The sequence below is a fragment of the Sedimentitalea sp. genome, assembly GCF_039973035.1.
Taxonomy (GTDB): Bacteria; Pseudomonadota; Alphaproteobacteria; order Rhodobacterales; family Rhodobacteraceae; genus Sedimentitalea.
The window spans coordinates 188,204-210,717 of record NZ_JBDWLR010000106.1 but is presented as its reverse complement, the minus strand read 5'-3'; the positions used below and the strand labels follow the sequence as shown (position 1 = coordinate 210,717).

Below are 22,514 nucleotides of genomic sequence, written 5' to 3'. Positions count from 1 at the left end.
ACAAGCGGCCATCCGGGTTAAGCATCACCTCGACGACGTCGGCATCCTCAAGCGCAGCACAAATAACCTCGCCGAGGGCATCACGCAGTTTGCGAACCAGCCGGGCATGGGAAGACGAGGAGCTCATTGGCGAACTCCATTGCGGATCAACTTCCGATGATTTCGACCGAGTTCAGTTTGCATTGCATGCGCCGCCACTACCCCTGGATGAGATGCGCTGTTTTCACCTGCGCATGCGTGGAGGTCACCCCGGCAGAACTGCCGGGATCAATCCTGCGCTGCCTGTCCAAAACGTCGTTGAGGTGACCGAGACAGCGCGACTCACTTGGTTGAGTCGGGTCGATTCTGGCCGATTTCTCCCAAATTGGGCTCGCCGCCAACCGGCCAAAGATTATTCTCTCAAGAAGACCCGGCAAATTTGCCGGGGAAAGAATCTGGCCTCATAAACGACGACGTAAAGATAAGTATCGGAAAACAAACAGAAATATTGCGCCTGCGAGGGCTTTGCTCCCAATTCGAGCCGACTCGTGTTAAGGCCTTGTTAACCAAAATAATCTTGCTGCGCCACGCTTCCTGGGTATGATCACGGAAATTCGCCCGTTCTGCGAAATAACCGTGATTGAAGAGATTAGCGTGAACGCTCCGATGCAGATTAACAGATCAGACCTTCCTGATGTCGACGATGTAATCGGCGCCCACGCTGAACTCCTCGGCTCGCAGTTGCACAGTATCAGCGAAGCCCTTTTCCCTCCCGCGGCAAGCAAGGCGCTTCGAAAATTCACTTCAGGCGAAGCGGCGAAATTGATCGGCGTTTCGGATTCGACCCTGCGAAAAATGTCATTGGCGGGTGAAGGCCCACAACCAGAGACCACGACAAACGGACGACGCTTATACTCGCTCTCCGACATAAACGAGATACGGCGGATGTTCGCAAGAAGCGCCCGCGGGCGCGAGGCGATCGAGTTTGTTCCGCACAGGCGGGAGAACGAGCACCTCCAGGTGCTCGCTGTTACCAATTTTAAGGGCGGCTCAGGCAAGACCACCACCTCTGCGCACCTCGCACAGTATCTGGCGCTTCAGGGGTATCGCGTCCTCGCTGTTGATCTTGATCCTCAAGCGAGCCTGTCTGCGCTGTTGGGTGTTCTTCCTGAATTGAACGTCGGCCATAACGAGACGCTCTACGCGGCGATTCGATATGACGAAGACCGTCGGCCATTAGGCGATGTGATACGCAACACGTATTTTGACGGTCTCGATCTTGTTCCTGGCAATCTCGAGCTCATGGAGTTCGAGCATACGACGCCGAAAGCCCTCGCTGACGGAAGTGCGTCCGACGGCGGGGCGATCTTCTTCGCGCGGATCGCAAGTGCCCTCGACGACGTCGCTGATGACTACGATGTCGTCGTAATCGATTGCCCTCCCCAGCTCGGGTTTCTGACGCTAAGCGGCTTATGTGCTGCTACGTCGATGATTGTCACGGTTCATCCGCAGATGCTTGACGTGTCATCGATGAGCCAGTTCCTTCTGATGACCCGTGATTTGCTTGGGGTGGTTCGTGACGCTGGCGGACAGCTCAAGTTCGACTTCGTCCGATATCTGCTGACGCGCTACGAGCCGCAAGACGCTCCGCAAACCAAGGTGGTTGCGCTGCTCCGCAATCTTTTTGATGACCATGTTCTCACCAACCCAATGGTCAAGTCCGCCGCGATTTCCGACGCTGGCCTGACGAAACAGACACTGTACGAGATCGGGCCCGGCAACCTGACGAGAAGCACATACGATCGTGCAATGGAATCCCTGAGCGCGGTGAACGGTGAGATCGAAGAGCTGATGCGCGCAGCATGGGGGCGATCATGACGGACACGGGCGGCCTCTATGAATCGAGCGTGTTGGGAGCTCCCAACACGCGACGTTTCCTTCGATGTACTGAGCCTATTGCCTTGGCTGTTGGGAGCTCCCAACACATCCACCGGGGAGACAGAGCAATCGTCCCAAAACAGTGTTGTTGGGAGCTCCCAACAAGCCCCCTGCCCCGAAGCGGTTGGCCAAACTCGGGTGTGCAGTCATGAGCCGCAAAGACGCAATCAACTCTCTCTATCTCAAGAAGCCAGAGCAGGCTGCTGGCGAAAGCGATAAACCGTCGGAGCGCGTACGTACCGGCGCTATTTCGGCGATGGGAACGTCCCTGAAGCAGATGACCGATGGCGCCAAGCTGGCGACCCGGCTGCAGGAGCAACTCGAGAAAGGCGATGTCGTCGTCGAAATCGAACCCGATACGATTGAGCAGTCTCCAATAGCAGATCGCATCCCGATTGATGTTGATCCGGCCTTTGACGAACTCGTGCAGTCCATATCCGACAATGGCCAGCAGGTCCCAATTCTCGTTCGGCCGAGTCCTGCGGGACAAGGGCGATTCCAGATCGCATATGGTCGCCGTCGCCTAAGAGCCGCGAAGATGCTCAATCGACCGGTTCGGGCAATAATCCGAAAGCTTACAGACCAGGAGCTGATCGTCGCCCAAGGCCGGGAGAACCTCGATCGCGAAGATCTCTCATTCATTGAGAAGGCGCTCTTTGCCAAGAATCTGGAAGAGTCCGGGTGCGATCGGTCGACAATTGTCTCTGCGTTATGTTCGGACAAGGCTGACGTCAGCAGATACATTGCTGTTGCACGCCGCGTCCCGGAACACCTCGTGAAGCGTATCGGACCAGCACCAAAGGCCGGTCGTGCGCGCTGGCTCAAGCTGGCGGAGGGGCTCGAGCATGCCGGGGATTCCTTCGAGGCGGATACTATCTTCAGCGATGACAAGATTGCCGGCGCCAACAGCGACGCACGATTTCAAGCAGTTCTGCGCGCGGTTGAACGCAAGAAGACTGGGAAGAAATCCGCAAGCTCCAATATTTGGAAAACCCCGACCGGAAAGCGTGCGGCCAGGATAGAGGACCGCAACGGCCGAACGACCCTCACTTTCGAAGACAAGGTCGTTCCGGAGTTTGCGCGGTACATCTCCGCGCAGCTCGACGACCTTTATCGGGAATTTCAATCCAGCAGAGAGGAGGGCGGCGAGTGAATCAACGGCCGGTATGCCCGGCCAGAAGGAAATCTGGCAAAGAAAAAGGCCACCGAAATCGCTTCCGGAAGCCCCTTCTTTAGTCTCAGCAGCTAGAGAATCGCACTTCCGAGAATCACAGTCAAGGCTCTTTTGAGCCGCGAGCGCCTTTTCGGCGAGCACTTTTCTATTGCCTAGCGATAGGTGAAAGAAAATGCAGACGCATATTACAACGACGCCCTTCGGGCGGCGGCCGATGACGCTTGACCTGATGGCAAGCCAAGTCGCCGCAAAATCTATGCGGGAAGGTGCAGCGGTTGAAAAGTGGAAAGTCTTCCACACGATCCGCGACGCCAAGGAGCCACTCGGCGCTACCGATCGCGCTTTGGCGATCCTCAACGCGCTCCTGAGCTTCCATCCGGAAAACGAGCTGATTGCTGAAGGTGAATTGATCGTTTGGCCTTCCAACGAGCAGCTGACGGCCCGTGCCAATGGAATGTCGCCGGCGACGCTTCGGCGTCATCTGGCCTGCTTGGTCGACTGTGGGCTGATCATCCGCCGCGACAGCCCGAACGGAAAGCGGTTCGCCCGCAAGGGCAGGGGCGGCCAGGTCGAACAGGCCTACGGCTTCGATCTCTCGCCGATCGTCGCACGCGCTGATGAGTTCGCGGAGCTCGCTGAGGCCGTCCAGGCCGAGAAACGCGCCTACAAAACCGTCAGAGAGCGTTTGACGCTATTGCGCCGGGATGTGGTCAAGATGATCGATGCCGGCCTCGAGGAGGGAGTACCGGGCGATTGGGGCTTGATGACGCGGACTTACCAGGAGATCATGGCTAGGCTTCCACGAACGGCGCCTCGCCAGGTCCTCGAGGACATCTGCGAGGATCTCGAACTGCTCTGGGCGGAAGTGCATGAGGCACTGGAATCATTCGCGAAATCAGAAAATATGAGCGCCAATGAGTCTCATTCTGATCGCCACATACAGAATTCAAACCCAGACTCCATATCTGAATCTAAAAGAGGCTCTCGAAAAGAAAATGAAGCGAGCGGCACCGCCGAGGAAAACGACAACCTGCGGAGCTTGCCGAAGCGGGAGTTGCCATTGGGTATCGTGCTGGATGCGTGCAAGGGCTGGCGCGATCTGGCCAAAGACGGGGAAATCCGAAACTGGCGGGACTTTCTGGCGGCCGCGGAGGTCGGTCGCGTTATGCTGGGGGTCAGTCCAAGCGCCTGGCGCGAGGCCTGCGAGGTTCTCGGCAACAAGCACGCGACGATTACGCTCGCTGCGATCTATCAGCGAGCCGATCAGATCAACAGTCCCGGCGGTTATCTGCGCAGCCTGACCGACAAAGCGCGGGAAGGCAAATTCTCTGCCTGGCCAATGATCATGGCTCTGCTGAACGCCAAGCTCGAGGCGGATAAGGCCGCCGCCCAGGCTTCTTCTCAGACCCAGCAACCACCGGAGAGCCGGGAAGGGGGCCTCGAAGTGTCTGATGCTCTTCGCCAATCGATGAAGAAATGGGATTCATGACGCGGATAGGGGCCGGAGAGGTGGGTTTCGTCCAGCTCGCTCGTCACTCGTCGACGACGAGGCAGTCGAAGGCATCGAGGAGGGTGTCGACGATCCTCTGGCCGAGAGCGTTCGCGGCATTGGTCATTTGCTCCTCATCTCCTGACCGGGCGGCCGTCGCGAGGTTGGAGCCCTGTTCGACCAGGACAGCATTGGCGCGCTCGATGGCCCACTGCGCGAATTCCTCGCGACTGTTGATGATCAGCGTCTCTGTTTCCATGCGCGTGCGCTCCGGGCTTTACGTTTTGTTTGCCATGTTCTGGCTAGGCTCGAGGTGCGCGATTTGTACTGCGTTCGCGCCTATTGTTCACCCCGGCACTTCTGTCTCACCGGCGTCGATCAGGCCACTGCGTTTTGCGCGGTCAAGGAGGTTCTTGACAGAGGAGGGCGCCCACTTGGTGCCACCACGCGGCGTGCGTTCGTGCAATCGTTCTAACTGGTTGGCGATCTCGCGCAGTGTGAGGTCCGGATTGGAAGAGTGGATTCCGGCCACGAGTGTCATCAGTCGATGCTCCGGCGGCCGTGGTGGCGACTTCCGCAAAAGTGACGCATCGGCCATGCCTTCCGAGACCATCCATTTGACCGCGCGCCGCAGCCGTTCCGGCGTCCAGTCGAAACCGCGCTGTTTAAGAACCCGGGCAATGTCGTCCCATGTGTGGTCCGGGCGCATCCGCTTCACAGTCGGAAGCCATTGTGAGGCTGTTGCCTGAAGGCGATCGCCATAGGCCGCTTGTTGCGCCAGCTTCATCTTCGAAAGCATCTCCGGCCGCCGCTCGCGGATCCCCGGATTGCCAGGTAGGCGTCCCTTGGCCTTTGCCGCGGCGATCCCGGCCTTGGTCCGCTCGGAGATCAAGGCTCGCTCGAGCTGGGCCACGGCACCGAGCACCTGCAGCGAGAACATGCCCTGGGGCGTACTGGTGTCGATCGGGTCCCTCAGGGACCGGAAATGCGCACCCTTGGCGGTCAGGTCCTCGATAACATCGAGAAGATGGCTGACGGAGCGCGCCAGGCGATCGAGCCGCACCACGATAAGCGTGTCGCCGGCGCCGATGTTCTGAACAAGCCTTGAAAGGGCAGGGCGGGCTCGAGAGGCGCCGGATCCATGTTCCTCTACGATCATTTCGCAGCCGGCCGACCGCAGCTCCATTTCCTGCGCCTGTGTCGCCTGCTCGTCCGTAGAGACGCGCGCATAGCCGATGAGCCGTCCCTGTGGTCGACGGGAGGTGCGATTATGCGTGTCAGCAGCCATTTGTAGCGCCTGAGAGATCTTTGAGGGCCGGTTTTCCAAACATAGAAGATACGGATAACTGATCGTTTGTAAACGTCTCGTGAGTGCCTTATTGACAGCCGAACGCCCCAAAAACCCCGGAAAAACGGGCTCTCTCGTCGATCACAGCGCTGATTGCCGGGCCTCTGTACAATCCCGAAGGCCGCAGTGCTCATTATATATAGAGGGGCTTGAGAATTATCGGTGTGACGGAAGCGAGAAGCGTGTTAGCTTCCGTATGAAAACCGAAGCGCCGTTTTATCAATGACTTATGAAATCGGGAAATTGGACCACGAGACCCTCCAAACGCCGATGGCGGCCTCGGATGTCGGTTTTACTTCCCGATTTCAATTGAAACGCTAAGGTAAAATTCCTGGTCTCCCGGATGGCGCCACTTCGCCTGCTGTCGGGGGAGGGGAGGGGGCTTTTCTACAGCCCGGACGCCTTGGTGAGGTTGGTCCGGAACCGATCACGCCGGCGCTGATACTTTCGGGTCATCTCAGCCGACGCATGGCCGAGCTGCTTCTGGACGTAACGCTCCTCGATGTCGGCCGAGGATGCGAGACCCGAACGCAGCGAGTGACCGGCAAACAGAAGCACACGCTCCGCATCCGGCAGATCGGCGCGGACGCCGGCGGCAAGCACGGTCTGCTTGACCAGGCGGGCGACGTGCTTGTCGGAGAGTCGCTCGACGTTGACTGTTTTGTTGTCCTTGAAGATGCGGCGGAAGAGGGGGCCTCGCGCAATGCGGCCGTACCGGATCCAGGTCTCGAGCGCGACCACAGGGCAGGTGTGATCGCTGGAGCCGCGGCCGACCTCGACCTCGCGCCAGCGGCTGCCCTTGCCACGCAGCGTCACTAGGACACCCTTGCCCGAAAGGATCTCGATCCAGCCTGCGCCGTCGCTGTCGTCATCGCGGGTGACGTCGAGGCCTACGATCTCGGACCGGCGTAGACCGCCGGCGAAGCCGAGGAGCAGGATGGCGCGGTCGCGGAGACCTCTCAGGTCGTGGCCGAGTGTGGCCAACATGGCGACGAGATCATCGCCGATGACGGCTTCCTTCACGCGCGGCGGCCTGGTGTGCTTGCGGCGGATGCCGGCGAGCACGGTGGAGATGTGGCGATCGGCCCGGTCCATCGAAAGGCCGCGCTGCGTAAAGTTCCAGGAAATGCCGGAGAGACGGCGCTCAATCGTCGAAACCGACAGGGCAGGAGCGCCGAGCTTCGCGCCGCCCGCGGCGCAGGCGCCGATATAGAGGCCGATCACCTTCGAGTCCGGGGGTAGGGGATCGAAGCCGTTGCGCCGGCACCAGGAGGTGAAATGCTTCCAGTCCTTGGCGTAGGCGTCGCGGGTGTTCTCCGAGCTGGCGTTGTCGGCGTAGTCCCGCGCGGTTTCGACGAGCTCCTCGACATGCGCCGGGACGCGGGGTGTCGGGGCGGGCTGGCCCATCTCCATGACGAGATCGACGATATCGGGCAACTCCCCCTCAAGAGGGTCGACGTCGAGCGGATCTTTGGCTGGGAGATCGCTTTTGGCGGGTTTTCGCGGGGGATTTTCCATGATTTGGGAGCCTATCAGAATACGTCCGGTAATGGAACCTTACCGGACATAAAACAAGAACGACAAGTGGTGCGGTTCGTGCGGAAAGTGCTCGCCTAAACCGCACATCCCGTTTAGGCTGTTCACGATGAGTCGGCAGCACGCACCCGCATCACAAGCCCCCCTCCCGGTCCCGCGCGTGCCGGCGTGGGCGACGCCGCGCGGCCGTCTCGAAGACCCGGTCCAGGGCGCCTTCATGGCCGGCAGCGCCCTGAATGCGCTCGACAATCTCGTGCAGACCGAGCCCGAATGGAGCGGCGCGTGGCGGCATCGGCTGGCGCTGAGAGCGGCTACCGCGTGCATGAAGCTGATTGGGCGCAGCGAGGATGAAGCCGCATTGCGGGATGCCTGGCTGCTGCGTCAGCGTGAGGACGAGCCGGGGCCTGCCGGCAACGTGCTTGCCGCGTGGCGACGCCTCGCCGGCCGCTCGCCGCCGCCCGGCGTCGAGGACGTGCAGACCGTGGCCACCTTGCTCGGCGTCAGCTGGTCGGATGGTTTTGGCGACCTGATCGACATCACAGGAGAAGAAGTGCGCAGTGGCGCGCCAGCCCCGTTGGTCGCCGCGCGCACCGCCGCTGCGGTCATGCGGGCAGAGCCGAAGGCCGAAATCCTGGCTTGGTGGCTGGCAGATTGCGCGCTGTCCTGGCGCATGGGCTGGCGCGTCGCCGTGCCTATCCTCGGCTCGCAGATCCACGCGCCACAACTGCGTTCGGGTTCGGAAGGTCGGCGCGCCCGACCGGGCAACGATGCGTTCGAGCAGGCAGCCTTCGTGGCCGCGGCACTCGGAGCGGCCGAGGCCTGCCGGCTCGCGGCAGCTATGGCGGCGCAGGCCGAACGGCTTCGGGCGGTCGTGCCAAAGCTGCGGTCGAAAGCGGCCGGCGACGTCGTCAACCGGCTGCTCGGCGATGATGCGGTGTCGGGGACATTGACGACCAGAAACCTGTCGCGGTGGGCCAGCCGACGTCTGTTTGATCGTCTAATCGAGCTTGGCGCCGTGCGCGAGCTGTCGGGCCGGCCGACTTTCCGTATCTACGGGCTGTGATCGATGGTCGAGGCTACGCGCACGAGACGAAGCAAGAGCCAGCCAGAGGAGAGTCTGTTTGATCGCGAGCTGGACCACCTTCCGCCCGAAGCCCGTTGGCGCGAGTGGATGAACCGCGTCGAGGCAACCATTTTTGCCGCGAGCGAGCCGGTGACGCGGGAGACGCTGGCGCGGATCGTCGGCAAGAGCTGCAGCATCGATCTGCTGATCGATGACATCCGCGAGGAACTGCGCGGCCGTCCCTACGACCTGTTCGCTATCGCCGGCGGGTGGAAGCACCTGACGCGTCCGGCTTATGCCGACGCGATCCGCACCGCCGTCGGCGCCAGCGAGCGCGCCGCCGACCTCACCCAGGCGGAAGTGCTGGTGCTGATGTGCATCGCCTATTTTCAGCCGATCACCCGCGCCGAGCTGTCCAGCTTCTTCGGCAAGGAGATCAGCCGCGACCTGATCGGCAACCTGCGCTCCTTCGGGTTAATCGCATCCGGCCCGCGCGCGCCGCAGCCGGGCGCCCCCTACACCTATGTCACGACCAAGGAGTTCCTGTTGGAGTTCGGCCTCGACACGCTGCGCGAGCTGCCGGATTTTGAAGCCCTCGAGGACGCGGGCTTGCTCTCCAAGGAGAAGCTGCTGGCGGGCGACATTCCGGTCGCATTGGTCGATGGCGACGATGGTGAGAGCGAGAGTGTTGTCGGCTACAGTGAAGAAGCATGAATGGGCGAATCGAGCTCGGATTGAACGAATTGGATCAGCTAAGGCCCGTTGAACTGAAGGTGGTGGACGAGCTCCTTGGAATGGGCTCCGGCTATGTCCTCGATTTCAGCAACGCGACATTCGACGACTTTTTCCGGCGTGAAGTCGGCGTCGACATCTACGACGATGCCTATGCGCAGGGCTCCGGCAGCAAGGGCAAGCGCCTGCGCGCCTTCCTCACTGTCGGTCAGCCGCGGGCGATCGTCCGCGCGCTTACAGCGCTATGGGAGTATCGCGAGACGGCACGCATCGGTCGCGGCGAGGCGGAAGCCATCACCAATGCGCGCAGGCGCCTCAGCGCGATAGTCGAGCGGCTGGGCGGAGCGCCATTACCGTCCTTCGACCTCGACGGTACTCCTGCCCAGCCGGACCCTTCGTCCGCAAGGAGCGGCGCGGACCACGTCGCACTCGATCGTCTCGAAAGCGAATTTCTGGCGTTGCACGCCATGTCGGACGAACCGCATGCGCGCGGCTATCATTTCGAGCGGCTTCTCACCGCCCTGTTCAACGCCTGGCATATGGACGCCAGGGGAGGGTTCCGCCTTACCGGGGAGCAGATCGACGGCTCGTTCCAGCATGGCGGCACGACCTATCTGCTCGAGGCGAAGTGGCACCGTGCTAAGACCGACGCGGAGAAGCTGCACGCCTTCCAGGGAAAGCTGAGCGAAAGGCTCGAAGGGACTAGAGGACTGTTCGTCAGCTTCGAGGGGTTCACCGACGGCGCGCTCGAGGCTTTCACCGCGCGTCGCATCATTCTAGCTGACGGCATGGACATATTCGATGCGCTGAAACGCCGGCTCTCCGTACTTGACATCATCACCGCCAAAGCGCGCCACGCGTCCGAATACCGGAACCCGTTTGCGCGGGTGCGGGTGCTGTTTCCGCCGTGAGGGATGAGGGTGGCAATGGGGACCGCCCTCATCCGATCAGTTCATCCGCTTGAGCTCGCTGTAGGCGCCGGTGTGCAACGTCAGGGCGACCAGCTCCGCGGACCGGTTCCTCTAGAACCAGCCGTGGTTCCTGGTAAGCGCCACCTCCAGGACACCGTCCTGTTCCCCGACGCTGCTACCCTTCTCATAAGGGACCAAGGTGCCGCCGCCATCGCCGTGCGTGTCGTAGCTCACGACCGTGCCGTTGGCGTCCAGTGAAATGAGCCTGTGCGCCTTGCTCCATGACGAGCTTGACCTCAACGCCCTCGCCGGGAGCCAGGGTAAAGGACACTTCGTCTCGCCATTCCGTGCCGGGAGCTGAGGCCTGCTCTTGCAGCACGTCGGGAGCGGCCGCCACACCTTGGCACATCCTCTACAGGGGGATAGCATATGACAATGGACACTCAACCTCATCGCCACGAAACCCACCCCCAGATCGTCAAGCGGCTCAAGCGTGCCGATGGCCATCTGCGCGGCATAATCGAGATGATCGAGGCTGGCAGGCCCTGCCTCGACATTGCCCAGCAGCTCCACGCCGTCGAGAAGGCTGTCGCCCAGGCCAAGAAGGCGCTGATTCAGGATCATCTCGACCATTGCCTTGAGGAAGTGGTCGGGCCGCTCGCCCGCGACCGGCGACGGTCCATCGACGAGTTCAGGGAAATCGCGAAGTATCTCTGATGCTGGCGATCCTGAAGAATCGGACCTATCGCCATCTGTTTTTTGCCCAGGTCATCGCTCTAGTCGGGACCGGTCTCGCCACCGTCGCCCTCGGCCTGCTCGGCTTCGAGCTGGCAGGGGCCGACGCCGGCGCGGTTCTGGGGACAGCGCTCGCCATCAAGATGATTGCCTATGTGAGCGTGGCGCCGATCGCATCGGCCTTCGCCGAGCGGGTGCCGCGCCGGGCGATGTTGGTCGCGCTCGATCTCGTGCGCGGGGCCGTCGCGATGCTTCTGCCGTTCGTCACCGAAATCTGGCAGGTCTATGTCCTGATCTTCGTGCTCCAATCGGCCTCGGCGGCATTCACGCCTACCTTCCAGGCGACGATTCCGGACATCCTGCCCGAAGAGAAGGAATATACGCGCGCACTGTCGCTCTCGCGGTTGGCCTACGATCTCGAAAGCGTCGTCAGTCCGATGCTCGCGGCAGCACTTCTCGCCTTCATCTCCTTCCATAGCCTGTTCGGCGGAACCGTGATCGGCTTCCTCGTCTCGGCGGCGCTGGTGGTCTCGGTCGTGCTGCCGAGCCCGAAGCCATCGCAGCCGCGCGGCATTTACGACCGCACGACGCGCGGTATCCGCATCTATCTGGCGACGCCGCGCCTGCGGGGTCTGCTGGCGATCAATCTCGCCGTCGCGTCGGCCGGTGCGCTGGTGATCGTCAACACCGTGGTCTATGTGCAGGCCGCCTTCGGCCTCGACAACCAGGCGACGGCATTGGCGCTCGCAGCCTTCGGCGGCGGTTCGATGGTCGCGGCGCTGGCGTTGCCGAAGCTGCTGGAAGCCATTCCCGACCGCACCGCGATGCTGGCGGGCGCGGCGCTGCTGACGGCCGGCACGCTGACGGCTGCGGTTCTGCCCGGCTATGACTGGCTGCTGCCACTCTGGTTCGTGCTCGGCGTCGGCTATTCGACGGCGCAGACACCATCCGGCCGGCTGCTCCGGCGCTCGGCCAATCCCGAGGACCGCCCGGCGCTCTTCGCGGCGCAGTTCGCGCTTTCCCATGCTTGCTGGCTGATCGCCTATCCGCTCGCTGGCTGGGCTGGCGCGGCGCTCGGTCTGCCGGTCACGGCGATCATCCTCGCCGCTTTGGCCACGGTCGCGATCGCCATCGGCTTTGTGGTCTGGCCTGCCGAAGACCTGGAGATCGTCGAGCATAGCCATGACGATCTCCCGGCCAATCATCCGCACCTTGCCGAAGCCGGGCACGTACGTCGCCATGCCCATGCCTATGTGATCGACGATATGCACGTCGCATGGCCACGCGAACGCTAACCGGCAACGTGGAAGATCTGCTCTCTCTTGTCGGGCTGTTCGCCGTCGCCTTCGTCGCCGCTACGATCCTGCCGGCTCAATCCGAGGCTGCGCTGGTCGGACTGCTGATCCTCGGTGAGCAGTCACCCGTTTTGCTGGTGATCGTGGCGACGATCGGCAATGTCCTCGGCTCCGTCACCAACTGGCTGCTCGGCCGCTGGGTGGAACACTACCGCGACCGACGCTGGTTCCCCGTAGGCCAACAGGCTCTCGACCGCGCGACCGGGTGGTATCGAAGATGGGGCCGCTGGAGCCTGCTGCTCTCCTGGGCTCCGATTGGCGGCGATGCGCTCACCGTGGCGGCTGGCGTCCTGCGGGAACCGTTCTGGAGCTTCCTGATGCTCGTGACCGTCGCCAAGGCCGGTCGCTACATAGTGCTGGCGGCGATCACGTTGGGGCTCGTGTGATGTGGGCCTCTATCAGGATCTCGTCGCGTTCCAGCGCGAGATCTATCTGATCTTCGCCGTCACCCCGTATGTCCGCGCCGCTTCGGCTTTGGAAAGGCGGCCTTCAACAATGTCGCGGACCATCTCCTCTCAACGCCGCGGCGTCAGACGGGCATTCTTGTGGATGTTCATTCGCTCCCGACCGAGATCACTGAGGCTTCGACAACCTCAGCTTTCCCGGTCGGGTCCGAATGGACAACCTTCTGAAAACTCACAGCTAGCTTAGGCCGCGTCGCGCTGCGAACATCCGAAAATGGCTTGCGTCGGCGACGGATCCAACTGCGCTTAACCGATGTAGCCCAGTCCCGGAAAACGCTCGAGCAGCCAAAATGCTATCAGAGTGAGGCGGCCCGTCATCATCAGTATCCCCATGGCAATCATGATGCCGCCGGCGAAAATATTGAGGATGTGACCGGCATATCGGACGCGCTTGAACCCGGCTGCGATGCCGCTAAAGGCGACCGCAACTATCAGAAAGGGAATTCCCAACCCGACGCTATAGGCTGCCAGGAGGACCGCGCCACTTCCGGCCGACACCGCGGTTAGGGTAAGGATCGAGCCGAGGACCGGCCCAATACACGGTGTCCATCCAAAGGCGAATGTAAGCCCAAGCGTATAGGCCCCGGCTGGCCCCGATATGGTCTGCGGCCCCGGCAGTCTGAAATCTCTGAGTAGCGCCGGTATCTTGATCAGTCCTGTCATCACAAGGCCGAAACAAACGAGCAGCGCCCCGCCAAGGAGATTTGCCTCGACATTGTACCGCAGGAGAATGCCGCCGAACGCCTGCGCGCCAAGCCCAAGCATCACGAAGACGGTGGAGAACCCGGCTATGAAAAAAAGCGCTGACCAGACGACCCTGATGCGATCGGCAAGCTGCCTGGACGCAGGATCGACGCCACTGGACACAAACGAAAGATAGCCCGGCACAAGCGGGAGAACGCACGGGGAAACGAATGATATAGCACCCGCCACGATGGCCGTGAGAAGTCCGATGGCTGAGACATCGATCGCCAAGGCTGTCATCCTTCCTTTGTCGACTGCAATCCCTGATCCGCACTTGTGTCGGTTTAAATTCTCTAGCGACATGAGGTTCAACGGGAGCTCGGCTCAGCCTGCCGTGACATTGAGACGCGCATTAGGAGATCAAATTGTCGAGCGCGTGTTGGGATGGAGTCCGTTCCTGATGCTGCAGAAGCGGTTCGCCGAAGGTGAGTTTGAAGATTACGGCTTCGCGACGTCGGACAAAATTCGTTGGACGATGATCTCGGCATCCGGTCCCGCCCCCATGATCAGAGCCGATGCGCGATTGCGTTGCCACGGCCGCCCGACGAGGTAGATGCCCTTTACCGACGAAACGCCCGCGTCGTGCAGGAACGCGCCGTCGGGGCCCTTCGCTTCTTCAATGTCGAGCCATGAGCTGTCGTCCCGATAGCCAACGGCCCAGATGACGGTCCGGATGTTCGCCGAGGTTCCATCGGCAAAGCGCGCCGTGCCGCCGGACGCTTCGATGAGACGTGGTACGATCCGTATACCCAGTTTGGCCAGGCTCTCGATGCTTCGGTCCCTGTCCGGAAATGCATCCGACTGCTTGAGTTTACGGCCGATCCGAGAGCTCGCGGGAGCCTTGAGAACGCCAAGGAGGTTCAGCCACCACCAAATGGACTTGCCGAGGAAGCGTTCGGGAAAGAGCGTGCGCGGCTTCCCTGTCGCCAGGATCACGGGCTGGTGTCGGCGCGCTTCCACGGCGATATCCCGCCCGCTGGCGCCGTCTCCTACGACCAGGACCGGCCCGTCAGGCAATTGCCCGGGATTGCGGTAGGTTTCGGTCGTCAGCTGGAGGACCTCGCGTCCAAAGCGTGCAGCGAGTTTCGGGACAAGCGCAACCTGGAATCCGCCCGTCCCCACCACCACCGCGCTGGCGGAGATTTTTGTCCCATTTTCGAGCTCGGCGTCGAACTGCTCGCCCACTTTTGAAAGGCGGATGACGCGTTGGCCAAGCTGGAGCGGAAGTCCCAAGTGGGATGCGTACGTCTCGAGATAGTCCGCAAACTCGTCACGGCCTGCGTAGAGTTCCCGGTTGCCGGGTAGCTCAAGACCCGGCAGCGTGCTGAACTGACGGGGCGTGAACAGCGTGAGCGAGTCGTAGCGCGCCCGCCAGCTGTCGCCCACCCGTCGATGACCGTCGACGATGACAAACGGCACACCGGCATGCTTCAGGTGGTATCCGGCCGCGAGCCCAGCCTGTCCGGCTCCGACGACGAGGACGAACGGCTTCATCACACTACGACGACCTGTGCGCCGACCGGCACACGCTCGTAAAGGTCCTCGACATGGTCGTTGACCATCCGGATACAGCCGTTCGAGACGGCCTTGCCGATGGTCCATGGCTCCGTCGTGCCGTGGATGCGGTAGAGCGTGTCACGCCCGTCTCGATAGAGATAAAGCGCCCGCGAACCCAGCGGATTGCCGGGCCCGCCCTTCATGCCGCCGGCGTAACGCGCGTACTTTTTGGGATCGCGGCGGATCATGTTGTCGGTGGGGCGCCAGGACGGCCACTTCGCCTTGCGGCCGACAAGGGCCGATCCGGAAAAGGCCAGGCCCGCTTTGCCGACGCCGATCCCGTAGCGGCGGGCAAGGCCCGGTCCCTCGATCAGATACAAGTAGCGGTCGCGCGGGGCGACCACGATCGTGCCTGCCGGATAGTCGTAGGGAACCGTCACGATTTGCGGCAGGAAACGCTCCTCCAGCACGAACTTGCCTTTGGCCTTCGCCGCCACGGCTTGTCCCGAGGCTGCCAGCAACACCACCAGGCCAAGTCCGAAGGCGCGTCGATCGATGCGGTGACTCCGGTCGGAGTCCGGCGCCTCCAAGGGATCAGTGTTGATGGCCATCGTCGGCCTCCGGCGGGGTGACGTCGGGAACCAGCTTTTCGACCTGGGCGCCGGCTCTCAGCTCGGAAATGATCCGTCGTTCTTCCGCGGCTTCCAGCGATTGCCGGATTTGCGGCGCGACTGCGTCGAACGGCGGGGCCGGCCTGTTGCGTGCCTCCTCGAGCAGAACGACGTGGAAGCCGAAAGCGGTCGTCACCGGCGTCTGCGTGAACTCGCCGGGCTGAAGCTGCGCAGCCGCCGCCTCGACCTCGGGCATGACCTGTCCTTCGGCGATGAAGCCAAGATCGCCGCCTTTGACCTTGGACACCTCATCAACCGAGCGTTCCTGCGCGAGCTCGGCGAACGGCCGGCCCGACTTCAGCGCCTCGATCACCTCCAGCGCGTCGCCTTCGCTGCGAAGCAGGATGTGCCGCAGGCGGCGCTCCGGCACCGGCGGGATTTTTCCGACCTGTTCGTCATAGGCCGCCTTCACCGCTTCATCCGTCACCGCTGCGGCTACACGCTGCTCGAGAAAGAGCGAGCGCAACGTTTGCGCCTCGAAGAAGGCGAGCTGTCGCTTGTAGGCGTCCTGATCGGCGACATTGGCCTTGCGCGCCGCCTCCGCGACGATCCTGAGCTCAATCAGCGCATCCACCAGCACGGAGCGCTTGGCATCTGCCGGCATCTGGCCAAGCTGCGGAGCATACATCTCCTCGGCGATGGCGAGGTCCTCGACTGTTATCTCCTGACCGTTGACGCGGCCGACGACGTCGGCGTCCTGGGCGCGGACAACCGGCGCGAGCGCTATGGAAGCGGCGAGGATTGCCGCACCGAATGTGAGGCGCGCCTTCCATCCCGCGAACATGATATTTCCTGTCATCAGACGCTCCTACTGTTTCCCGGCCGCGGCGATCAGCGGATCGATGATCGCGCTGAAGCGCTCGAGGCTGAGCGCGCCCTTCTGCATCTGGCCGTTGATGAAGAAAGTCGGCGTGGAATCGACCCCGAAAGACTTGCCGGCTTCCGCGACGGCATTGACCTTTTCGAGCAGCGCCTGGTCCTGCAGGCACTTTTCGAAATCGGCGGTGTCCATGCCCGTCATGCCCATGACGGACTTCAGCGCGCCTGTGCCATCGGCGACGCGCGCCCAGTTGTCCTGGGTCCGGTAGAGCAGGTCGATGGTCGGATACCATTTGTCGTCGCCGGCGCAGCGCGCCAGCATGAAGCCGCCCGAAGAGCGCGGGTCGAAGGGGAACTCGCGCATGATGAACCGGACCTGGCCGGTATCGACATACTTTTTCTTGAGTTCCGGCCACACCGACACATGAAAGGTGCGGCAATGCGGGCAGGTCAGGGATGCGTACTCGATGATGGTGACGGGCGCGTCGTCCGGCCCAAAGCTCTTTTCGGGGAGCGCTCCCGGCGCCAGCAGCGCTTCCGGTGTGGGTTGTGCCCTGAGCAGCACAGGATAGGCGGCGACCAAACCGAAGGCGGCAGTGCCGAAAATGAGGTTGCGACGTTTCATGTCGGGTCCTTTCGAAAGAACTTATGGTGCAACCTCCAGCCACTGGAGGTGCAAGAGGCGTTCAGGCAATCGCTCGTGTGCCGCCGCGAACAATGATCGGGGTCGGCGTGGCGACACGGCCGTAGAGGTCGATGATGTCCTGGTTCATCAGCCGGACGCAGCCGCTGGAGACCGCCTTGCCGATGGTCCAGTATTCCGGCGTGCCGTGCAGCCGGTAGAGCGTGTCTTCGCCGTTCTGGAAAATGTAGAGCGCTCGCGCTCCGAGCGGGTTGTCGAGCCCGGGCGGCTGGCCGCCATTGTCGGCGCTCCACTTTTCAAGTTCGGGCTGGCGCGCGATCATTTCGGCCGGAGGCGTCCACTTCGGCCATCGCTGCTTCCACTGGATGACGCCTTCGCCTGACCAGGTGAAGCCCTGACGTCCCAGGCCGACGCCATACCGCATTGCCTTGCCGCCGGGTCGGACGAGATAGAGGTAATAGGATCGCGTATCGACCACGACCGTCCCGGGACGTTCACCGGTCGGATCGTCGACGAGCTGCCTGTAGAAGCGCTTGTCGACCTTGGTCAGGTCGACGGCGGGGATCGGAAAATCCTCCTCCGGCATCGCCCGGTACATGGATGCATATGAAGGGTCGGTGGCGGGCTTGTCAGGCGCCGGGGCCGCGGGCTGGTTGCCGGTGGTCGAACAGCCGGACAGGATCAGCCCGCCGGCCGCTGCCGCGCTCAAGCTCAGGAATTGTCTGCGGGAGAGGAGGGTTTGGGCGTCTCTGAAGGTCACTGTTACGCTCACAAATAGGTCGTCGGGAATCCAGCGCCTGCGGGACAGGCGATGCCGGGGACAAGAAACGACCGTTGAAGCGCATCATGTCCGGGAGGTTCCCGGCCCGCGGCGCGACCGATCGTTTTCGACGCGAGACGCTATTTGGGAGGGGGGACGACCTGGGAGAGGAGCCCGGGTCGGATCGAGAGCGCGCGCCTTTCCAGGGGCGAACGGTGCACTTCACGCAGGGCGGGAGCGTGCCAGGCGGCAAGCCAGTTGCAGCTGTCATGGCATTTAGTTGCCGCGTCTGGAGTGAGCGGCGCGGCGTCTTCCCCGTCGTCCGCGGGGTCGTCCGGGAGGAGGGAGACGATCGTCGTCGGTTCCTCGATAGCAGCGGCCGACGGCAGCGCGGCGTGCAGGGTGACGAAACAGAACAGGAGGAGAGCGAGCAGGGTTCTGGCCATCGCGTCACTCATCCGGGGAGTGAGGATCGGCAAGGGCCGCGTCGGGCCGGCTGATCGGCACCGAAGTGAGTGACGTCCGCTTGGCCAACGCGGACTGGCCGCTGCGCTCGAGCAGCTTCCGGAAACTCGGATGCATGCCGCCATCGGCGTAGGCATGAGCCGAAAATGCACTGCCGGTCGAAAGGAGATTGTCCATCGCGAGGCGGTCGGACTGCTGCCTGGCGGCGACCAGAGGATCGCCCGCGTTCAGTGCCGGTGGGCATGCCGCGAGAACGCTTTGCGGCTCGCCTCCCTCAAACTCCCTGTCGAAGACATAGCGTCCCTCGCAATACGAGACCTTCGGCTGCCGGCGCGTGACCTCGAAAATGTCGTAGCCTTGCTTGAGGTCCGACCAGAAGGCGAAGTTCGGGTCGTTTCGGTTCTTCGCCATGTTCTGCGGCGTCATCCGGAACGGAAATGCCTGGACCTGGAAAGAGCCCTGGCCGCCCTTGAGCGCCTCGCGCGCGACCGCGTAGATCTCGCCGACGCCCTCATCGGTCAGCGCGTAGCAGCCCGAAGATGAGCAGGCCCCATGCACCATGAGTGCCTCGCCGGAATACCCTAAAGCCGCTTCGAGCTTGTTCGGATAGCCGAGATTGAAGGACAGGTAGTATTGCGACTTGGGATTCAGCATGCCGGCGGAGACATGGTAGAAACCCTCCGGCGCCTGCCGGTCACCGTTTTCTTTCTTGGGTCCGAGCTTTCCGGACCACCGGCACATCGGATAGGTCTTAAGCAGCGCGAACTTGCCACTTCGGTCGCGCTTCCAGATCTCCAGTTCGCTTTCCTGCTTGAATATCCTGACGAGGATGGGCGCGGAGGGCGACATCGATTTGCGCGACATCTCCGCCACGAGCCTGGCAGGAACAGGCTGCGTCGCCTTGCCGTCGACATCGAGAACAGTGGACACGCAGGCGCTCAGCAAAAGCGCGAGCGCTGCAATCCCTCCCATTTTGACGGCCGTCAACATCATCGGAAACCATGTTTTGCGGCACGCACCATTATCTCGACGGCCGTTTATATTGTCCGCATATCATAGTTAAGATGATGTTTCCGCCCACAAATGCGCGAGCGGCAAAGGACCGCAGCGGCACCGAAGTTCAACCAGGCCTGGGAAATGGCGGTTACGAAAGCGGGCCGAAACGCCAGAGATGGGACAAGCAACAATTGGGAAGGCGCTGGCGATGTGGATGGAAAGATCGACACCATTGATAGCAGCCGCGCTCCTCTTTTCCTTCGTTGTTCCGCTCTTCGGGTACGTCTATCTCGGACCGCTTTACGCGACACTGTTCCTGACCGGATATCTCGGCGGATTTTGCCTCTGGCTTCTCGTGCCGTCACGCGCGCCATGGGTGTCGATCAGGATGCCGTATTGGTTCACGATGGCTGCCTTTCTCTTCCTGCACAAGCTCGAGGAAAATCGCATGGCGTTCTTCGAGGTCGTGTCCGATCGTATCACCGGAACGCCGATTCCGGACGTCTCAGTGGGGCTGATCCTGGCCCTGCTGATCATCCCGGTGGGCGCGTGGCTTGCCGTTCCCGTGCTCATGTCGCGCGACCAGGAGTTTGGCCGCTATCTCGCCTGGACGTTCTTCGCCTCGATAGGGATCACCGAACTCGCGCATTTTGCCCTGCCGCTGCTCACCGATGGGCCGTACGGCTACTTCCCCGGCATGGCGAGCGTCGTGGTGCTTGCGCCGCTTGCGTGGTGGGGCATGTGGCGTCTGGCCCACCCCGCTGCGTGACGCTCCATCGGTACTCGGCAATTGCCGTGAGAAATCGGTTGGAGTGGGCTAGGTCCGATTGCTGCCACGTCCCGCAGCGCAACGAAACGCCGCATGGCTGCGTCGCCAGGCGTTCACTACTTTCCGCAAAGAACAGGAAGACGACGGAGTGCCCAAGTCTTGGATCACATCAGCACCGAAGAAAGCCGCGCGCTTGGCCGTCGTCGAGCACGAATGAACTGGGTGGTCTTTTCCCTGCTGGCCGCCTTTGTCGTGGCCGTCTTCGTCCTGAGCTTCACCCACATTCAAGGCGAATCTAATCCTCCGGAAGCCGCCGCCGGATCCGAGTAACAGATCGATCACCGACGCTTGAGTGGCGCGTTGCCTGAGGGGAGGCGACAACTGGCCGAAGAGGTACGGTTCACTTCATGGCTTTGCGGCTGGGTATATTTCTGGCAGCCGGTTCGACGGCATATGTCACGCTGGCAAGCGTGTTCTGGGCGGTGTGTGTCGTACTCGGCCACAACACAATGGAGATGCTCTATGGCGGAACCGCGGTCTACCTGTTCACTCTTGCCGCAGCCGTCGAAGGCGCCTGGCTCTTGCCGGAGGAAATCAGAAGCTCTTCCTCATTCACAAGGCTGACCCAAAGGTTCAGGTCTTTCTGCGACTGACGCTTGAGATACTGGATCTCGGTGTCCTTCCACAACAAAACCTTCTGCTCGATGTTGTCGAGGATGAAGTCGCCCAGGTCGGTGACGACGGTCAGGACGGCATGCCCGCCGCCCTTGGCATCGCGCCCGACTGTCAGGAGCAGGGCTCCCAGCGGATAGCCCATTTCGTTGAGGCGCTTGCGTTTCAGGAGCGCGTAGTCCTCGCAATCACCGACCTTCGTCGGATACTCCCAGCGCTCCTCGACGCCGAAGATCTCAATGTCGGTCAGTGGCGCAACCGCCGCGTTCACATCGGAATTGACCAGAACGATCTCCCGCCAGCGAGGTTCGGTGAGCCTGATCATCGCTCCTTCCGGACCGCGGGCACAGCGCTCGCCGTAGCGGCGGCAATATTCGTAGTACCCGATCGGCATGGTCGTGGCGCCGTAAGTCACCATGTTGCGAATAGTGGTCGGCTGGGTCGGATTGAAATGAAAGGCGTTCGCCCAAGCGGCGATGCAGGACATTCCGAGCGCGATGGCGCAGGCAATCAGGCGGATCATTCGAACGTCTCCCCGTGGTCGCACGAGTGATAGACGATCGTCTTCAATATCGAGCAAAATCAATGTGTTGGATTATACTCGAACTTTCTGCGAATTGACGTTATTGCGGCTACGGCTGATTCACCAAACCGGACGAACCGCGTCAGTTGAGATTGAGGTCACCCTCTCCGTGACGATGCCGCGTCAGCAAGTTGCGTGACCGGACAACATCGGCCTCAACCTCTAATTCGGTGCCGCTCTCGAAGACCAGCGTCAGACTGCTCCTTGTCCGGTCCGGGGGCAGAGACGCCGGCTGGTCCAGGCGAAGACGAACGCCGTTCCAGCGCATCGACAGCTCTGCATGGCCGGGGATTGGCAGCACCCTGTCTGCCGGCAGTTCCCTGGTTTTTCCTGAACTGAATTCGGTCTGGACGATGGTGACCCGTCCGAACAGCTCGCTTCGGACCGATGTCAGCGAAACCTGTGTCTGCGATCCGTTCCAGATGGTCAGGTAGGCTTCAGCCGCGTCGTCATCTGGAATGAGGAGTTCGGCGTGCTCGACGGTCAAGGTCTGCGGCGGGTTCAAATGATCGACGGCACCATCGGACGCCTGGGCCGGTAGGACAGCAAACATCATGGCAGCGACCATCGCCCGTATATCCATCATGTCAGCGGCCCCTTCTTTCGGCTTCATTCTCTCAACCTCGATTTGGGCAGGGCGGTGAATTCGCCACCTGACGCTGTGCGGCAATTGAGCGCGTTTGCCTTGCGGTCGATGTGGCCATATAGCTATAGCCACTGGAGATAGAGAATGCTTACAATCGGAGATCTGTCGCGACAGACAAGGGTCAAAGTCCCGACCATTCGCTACTATGAACAGATGGGCCTGCTGGCGGCCGCGGAGCGATCCGAGGGCAACCAGCGTCGCTATGAAAAGAAGGATCGGGAGCGTCTATCCTTCATCAAGCATGCGCGCGATCTTGGCTTCACGATCGAAGCCATCCGCGAGCTTCTGGCGCTGAATGCTCATCCGGAGAGTCCGTGTGCCGATGCCCACCATATAGCAGAGCGTCAGCTGCAGCTGGTGCGGGACAAGATTGCAAAACTTCGGTTGCTCGAGAAGGAGCTGGGACGCATCACCACCCGCTGCGACGGCGATCACATCAAGGACTGCTACGTGATCGAATCTCTGGCGAACCACGAGCTCTGCCGCAGCGATCATTGAAACCTGCACAACGGCTCGGTTGCCTGC

The 22,514-nt window shown here is 61.8% G+C and carries 25 protein-coding genes; 12 read left to right on the top strand and 13 right to left on the bottom strand.

Annotation, left to right across the window (positions count from 1 at the left end):
• Positions 1-645: 645 nt before the first annotated feature.
• From repA to repC, 3 genes are all read left to right on the top strand, one after another.
• The gene (gene repA / locus ABJO75_RS29120) at positions 646-1,857 is read left to right on the top strand and encodes a plasmid partitioning protein RepA (protein WP_127524575.1); all 1,212 of its coding nucleotides are present in this window, start codon (positions 646-648) and stop codon (positions 1,855-1,857) included.
• Positions 1,858-2,065: 208 nt separating this feature from the next.
• Positions 2,066-3,070: a plasmid partitioning protein RepB gene (gene repB / locus ABJO75_RS29115; RefSeq protein WP_348195793.1), complete on the top strand. Its 1,005-nt coding sequence runs from the start codon at positions 2,066-2,068 to the stop codon at positions 3,068-3,070.
• Positions 3,071-3,263: 193 nt separating this feature from the next.
• Positions 3,264-4,580, top strand: coding sequence for a plasmid replication protein RepC (repC, locus tag ABJO75_RS29110; protein WP_348195792.1), 1,317 nt, complete (start codon positions 3,264-3,266; stop codon positions 4,578-4,580).
• Positions 4,581-4,623: 43 nt separating this feature from the next.
• On the opposite strand, the gene ABJO75_RS29105 is transcribed toward repC, so the two are convergent.
• The 3 genes from ABJO75_RS29105 to ABJO75_RS29095 all read right to left on the bottom strand — a co-directional run bounded on the left by ABJO75_RS29105 (position 4,624) and on the right by ABJO75_RS29095 (position 7,341).
• Complete coding sequence (locus ABJO75_RS29105; protein WP_348195791.1) at positions 4,624-4,839, bottom strand: hypothetical protein; 216 nt, start codon at positions 4,837-4,839, stop codon at positions 4,624-4,626.
• Between the two features lie 87 nt (positions 4,840-4,926).
• Complete coding sequence (locus ABJO75_RS29100; protein ID WP_348195790.1) at positions 4,927-5,868, bottom strand: recombinase family protein; 942 nt, start codon at positions 5,866-5,868, stop codon at positions 4,927-4,929.
• Positions 5,869-6,315: 447 nt separating this feature from the next.
• The gene (locus ABJO75_RS29095; RefSeq protein WP_348195974.1) at positions 6,316-7,341 is read right to left on the bottom strand and encodes a tyrosine-type recombinase/integrase; all 1,026 of its coding nucleotides are present in this window, start codon (positions 7,339-7,341) and stop codon (positions 6,316-6,318) included.
• A gap of 232 nt (positions 7,342-7,573) precedes the next feature.
• Here ABJO75_RS29095 and ABJO75_RS29090 point away from each other — a divergent pair, with 232 nt between their 5' ends.
• The 6 genes from ABJO75_RS29090 (at position 7,574) to ABJO75_RS29065 (ending at position 12,646) form a co-directional block, all read left to right on the top strand.
• The gene (locus tag ABJO75_RS29090) at positions 7,574-8,527 is read left to right on the top strand and encodes a DUF1403 family protein (protein ID WP_348195789.1); all 954 of its coding nucleotides are present in this window, start codon (positions 7,574-7,576) and stop codon (positions 8,525-8,527) included.
• A gap of 108 nt (positions 8,528-8,635) precedes the next feature.
• Entirely contained in the window at positions 8,636-9,241 is a 606-nt protein-coding gene (locus ABJO75_RS29085; protein WP_348202939.1) for an SMC-Scp complex subunit ScpB, read from the top strand.
• Positions 9,242-9,261: 20 nt separating this feature from the next.
• On the top strand, positions 9,262-10,170 hold the full coding sequence (locus tag ABJO75_RS29080) for a restriction endonuclease (RefSeq protein ID WP_348202938.1): 909 nt from the start codon (positions 9,262-9,264) through the stop codon (positions 10,168-10,170).
• 429 nt (positions 10,171-10,599) lie between these two features.
• A complete protein-coding gene (locus ABJO75_RS29075; protein ID WP_348202937.1) occupies positions 10,600-10,887 on the top strand; it encodes a metal-sensing transcriptional repressor in 288 nt (95 codons plus the stop codon).
• Positions 10,887-12,200 carry an MFS transporter gene (locus tag ABJO75_RS29070; protein WP_348195784.1) on the top strand — a complete coding sequence of 438 codons (1,314 nt, stop codon included), beginning with the start codon at positions 10,887-10,889 and terminating at the stop codon, positions 12,198-12,200. Before ABJO75_RS29075 ends, ABJO75_RS29070 begins: the two co-directional genes overlap by 1 nt.
• Entirely contained in the window at positions 12,182-12,646 is a 465-nt protein-coding gene (locus ABJO75_RS29065) for a YqaA family protein (protein ID WP_348195783.1), read from the top strand. The genes ABJO75_RS29070 and ABJO75_RS29065 overlap by 19 nt, the downstream gene beginning before the upstream one ends.
• A gap of 324 nt (positions 12,647-12,970) precedes the next feature.
• Here the strand turns inward: ABJO75_RS29065 and ABJO75_RS29060 are convergent, their stop codons facing one another.
• From ABJO75_RS29060 to ABJO75_RS29025, 8 genes are all read right to left on the bottom strand, one after another.
• Positions 12,971-13,699 carry a cytochrome c biogenesis protein CcdA gene (locus ABJO75_RS29060; RefSeq protein ID WP_348202936.1) on the bottom strand — a complete coding sequence of 243 codons (729 nt, stop codon included), beginning with the start codon at positions 13,697-13,699 and terminating at the stop codon, positions 12,971-12,973.
• Positions 13,700-13,906: 207 nt separating this feature from the next.
• Positions 13,907-14,962: an NAD(P)/FAD-dependent oxidoreductase gene (locus ABJO75_RS29055; RefSeq protein ID WP_348195782.1), complete on the bottom strand. Its 1,056-nt coding sequence runs from the start codon at positions 14,960-14,962 to the stop codon at positions 13,907-13,909.
• Complete coding sequence (locus ABJO75_RS29050) at positions 14,962-15,576, bottom strand: L,D-transpeptidase (protein WP_348195781.1); 615 nt, start codon at positions 15,574-15,576, stop codon at positions 14,962-14,964. The genes ABJO75_RS29055 and ABJO75_RS29050 overlap by 1 nt, the downstream gene beginning before the upstream one ends.
• Entirely contained in the window at positions 15,560-16,435 is an 876-nt protein-coding gene (locus ABJO75_RS29045; RefSeq protein ID WP_348195780.1) for a peptidylprolyl isomerase, read from the bottom strand. Before ABJO75_RS29045 ends, ABJO75_RS29050 begins: the two co-directional genes overlap by 17 nt.
• Positions 16,436-16,444: 9 nt before the next feature.
• Complete coding sequence (locus tag ABJO75_RS29040) at positions 16,445-17,080, bottom strand: DsbA family protein (RefSeq protein ID WP_348195779.1); 636 nt, start codon at positions 17,078-17,080, stop codon at positions 16,445-16,447.
• A gap of 61 nt (positions 17,081-17,141) precedes the next feature.
• Positions 17,142-17,858, bottom strand: coding sequence for a L,D-transpeptidase (locus tag ABJO75_RS29035; RefSeq protein ID WP_348202935.1), 717 nt, complete (start codon positions 17,856-17,858; stop codon positions 17,142-17,144).
• A gap of 140 nt (positions 17,859-17,998) precedes the next feature.
• Positions 17,999-18,304 (bottom strand): hypothetical protein, encoded by a 306-nt coding sequence (locus ABJO75_RS29030; RefSeq protein ID WP_348195777.1) that lies wholly within the window; start codon positions 18,302-18,304, stop codon positions 17,999-18,001.
• A 4-nt stretch (positions 18,305-18,308) separates the two neighbouring features.
• Positions 18,309-19,316 carry a murein L,D-transpeptidase family protein gene (locus ABJO75_RS29025; RefSeq protein ID WP_348195776.1) on the bottom strand — a complete coding sequence of 336 codons (1,008 nt, stop codon included), beginning with the start codon at positions 19,314-19,316 and terminating at the stop codon, positions 18,309-18,311.
• 211 nt (positions 19,317-19,527) lie between these two features.
• Between ABJO75_RS29025 and ABJO75_RS29020 the strand changes: the two genes are divergently transcribed.
• Entirely contained in the window at positions 19,528-20,088 is a 561-nt protein-coding gene (locus ABJO75_RS29020) for a hypothetical protein (RefSeq protein ID WP_348195775.1), read from the top strand.
• Between the two features lie 159 nt (positions 20,089-20,247).
• Entirely contained in the window at positions 20,248-20,418 is a 171-nt protein-coding gene (locus ABJO75_RS29015; RefSeq protein WP_348195774.1) for a hypothetical protein, read from the top strand.
• A 208-nt stretch (positions 20,419-20,626) separates the two neighbouring features.
• Here ABJO75_RS29015 and ABJO75_RS29010 read toward each other — a convergent pair whose 3' ends face one another.
• Both ABJO75_RS29010 and ABJO75_RS29005 read right to left on the bottom strand, forming a co-directional pair.
• Positions 20,627-21,283, bottom strand: coding sequence for a transglutaminase-like cysteine peptidase (locus ABJO75_RS29010; protein WP_348195773.1), 657 nt, complete (start codon positions 21,281-21,283; stop codon positions 20,627-20,629).
• A gap of 142 nt (positions 21,284-21,425) precedes the next feature.
• Positions 21,426-21,956: a copper chaperone PCu(A)C gene (locus ABJO75_RS29005; protein WP_348195772.1), complete on the bottom strand. Its 531-nt coding sequence runs from the start codon at positions 21,954-21,956 to the stop codon at positions 21,426-21,428.
• Positions 21,957-22,073: 117 nt separating this feature from the next.
• Between ABJO75_RS29005 and ABJO75_RS29000 the strand changes: the two genes are divergently transcribed.
• Positions 22,074-22,487: a helix-turn-helix domain-containing protein gene (locus ABJO75_RS29000; protein ID WP_348195771.1), complete on the top strand. Its 414-nt coding sequence runs from the start codon at positions 22,074-22,076 to the stop codon at positions 22,485-22,487.
• Positions 22,488-22,514: the final 27 nt, after the last annotated feature.

What these genes read in the sequence shown, in the direction of transcription:
- ABJO75_RS29070 (WP_348195784.1), top strand. Translation starts at nt 10,887, where the DNA reads ATGCTGGCGATCCTGAAGAATCGGACCTATCGCCATCTGTTTTTTGCC.
- ABJO75_RS29050 (WP_348195781.1), bottom strand. Translation starts at nt 15,576, where the DNA reads ATGGCCATCAACACTGATCCCTTGGAGGCGCCGGACTCCGACCGGAGT.
- ABJO75_RS29040 (WP_348195779.1), bottom strand. Translation starts at nt 17,080, where the DNA reads ATGAAACGTCGCAACCTCATTTTCGGCACTGCCGCCTTCGGTTTGGTC.
- ABJO75_RS29020 (WP_348195775.1), top strand. Translation starts at nt 19,528, where the DNA reads ATGTGGATGGAAAGATCGACACCATTGATAGCAGCCGCGCTCCTCTTT.
- ABJO75_RS29005 (WP_348195772.1), bottom strand. Translation starts at nt 21,956, where the DNA reads ATGAAGCCGAAAGAAGGGGCCGCTGACATGATGGATATACGGGCGATG.
- ABJO75_RS29055 (WP_348195782.1), bottom strand. Translation starts at nt 14,962, where the DNA reads ATGAAGCCGTTCGTCCTCGTCGTCGGAGCCGGACAGGCTGGGCTCGCG.
- repC (WP_348195792.1), top strand. Translation starts at nt 3,264, where the DNA reads ATGCAGACGCATATTACAACGACGCCCTTCGGGCGGCGGCCGATGACG.
- ABJO75_RS29025 (WP_348195776.1), bottom strand. Translation starts at nt 19,316, where the DNA reads ATGATGTTGACGGCCGTCAAAATGGGAGGGATTGCAGCGCTCGCGCTT.
- ABJO75_RS29000 (WP_348195771.1), top strand. Translation starts at nt 22,074, where the DNA reads ATGCTTACAATCGGAGATCTGTCGCGACAGACAAGGGTCAAAGTCCCG.
- ABJO75_RS29075 (WP_348202937.1), top strand. Translation starts at nt 10,600, where the DNA reads ATGACAATGGACACTCAACCTCATCGCCACGAAACCCACCCCCAGATC.
- ABJO75_RS29030 (WP_348195777.1), bottom strand. Translation starts at nt 18,304, where the DNA reads ATGGCCAGAACCCTGCTCGCTCTCCTCCTGTTCTGTTTCGTCACCCTG.
- ABJO75_RS29105 (WP_348195791.1), bottom strand. Translation starts at nt 4,839, where the DNA reads ATGGAAACAGAGACGCTGATCATCAACAGTCGCGAGGAATTCGCGCAG.
- ABJO75_RS29045 (WP_348195780.1), bottom strand. Translation starts at nt 16,435, where the DNA reads ATGACAGGAAATATCATGTTCGCGGGATGGAAGGCGCGCCTCACATTC.
- ABJO75_RS29010 (WP_348195773.1), bottom strand. Translation starts at nt 21,283, where the DNA reads ATGATCCGCCTGATTGCCTGCGCCATCGCGCTCGGAATGTCCTGCATC.
- ABJO75_RS29100 (WP_348195790.1), bottom strand. Translation starts at nt 5,868, where the DNA reads ATGGCTGCTGACACGCATAATCGCACCTCCCGTCGACCACAGGGACGG.
- ABJO75_RS29065 (WP_348195783.1), top strand. Translation starts at nt 12,182, where the DNA reads ATGGCCACGCGAACGCTAACCGGCAACGTGGAAGATCTGCTCTCTCTT.
- repA (WP_127524575.1), top strand. Translation starts at nt 646, where the DNA reads ATGCAGATTAACAGATCAGACCTTCCTGATGTCGACGATGTAATCGGC.
- repB (WP_348195793.1), top strand. Translation starts at nt 2,066, where the DNA reads ATGAGCCGCAAAGACGCAATCAACTCTCTCTATCTCAAGAAGCCAGAG.
- ABJO75_RS29090 (WP_348195789.1), top strand. Translation starts at nt 7,574, where the DNA reads ATGAGTCGGCAGCACGCACCCGCATCACAAGCCCCCCTCCCGGTCCCG.
- ABJO75_RS29085 (WP_348202939.1), top strand. Translation starts at nt 8,636, where the DNA reads ATGAACCGCGTCGAGGCAACCATTTTTGCCGCGAGCGAGCCGGTGACG.
- ABJO75_RS29095 (WP_348195974.1), bottom strand. Translation starts at nt 7,341, where the DNA reads ATGGAGATGGGCCAGCCCGCCCCGACACCCCGCGTCCCGGCGCATGTC.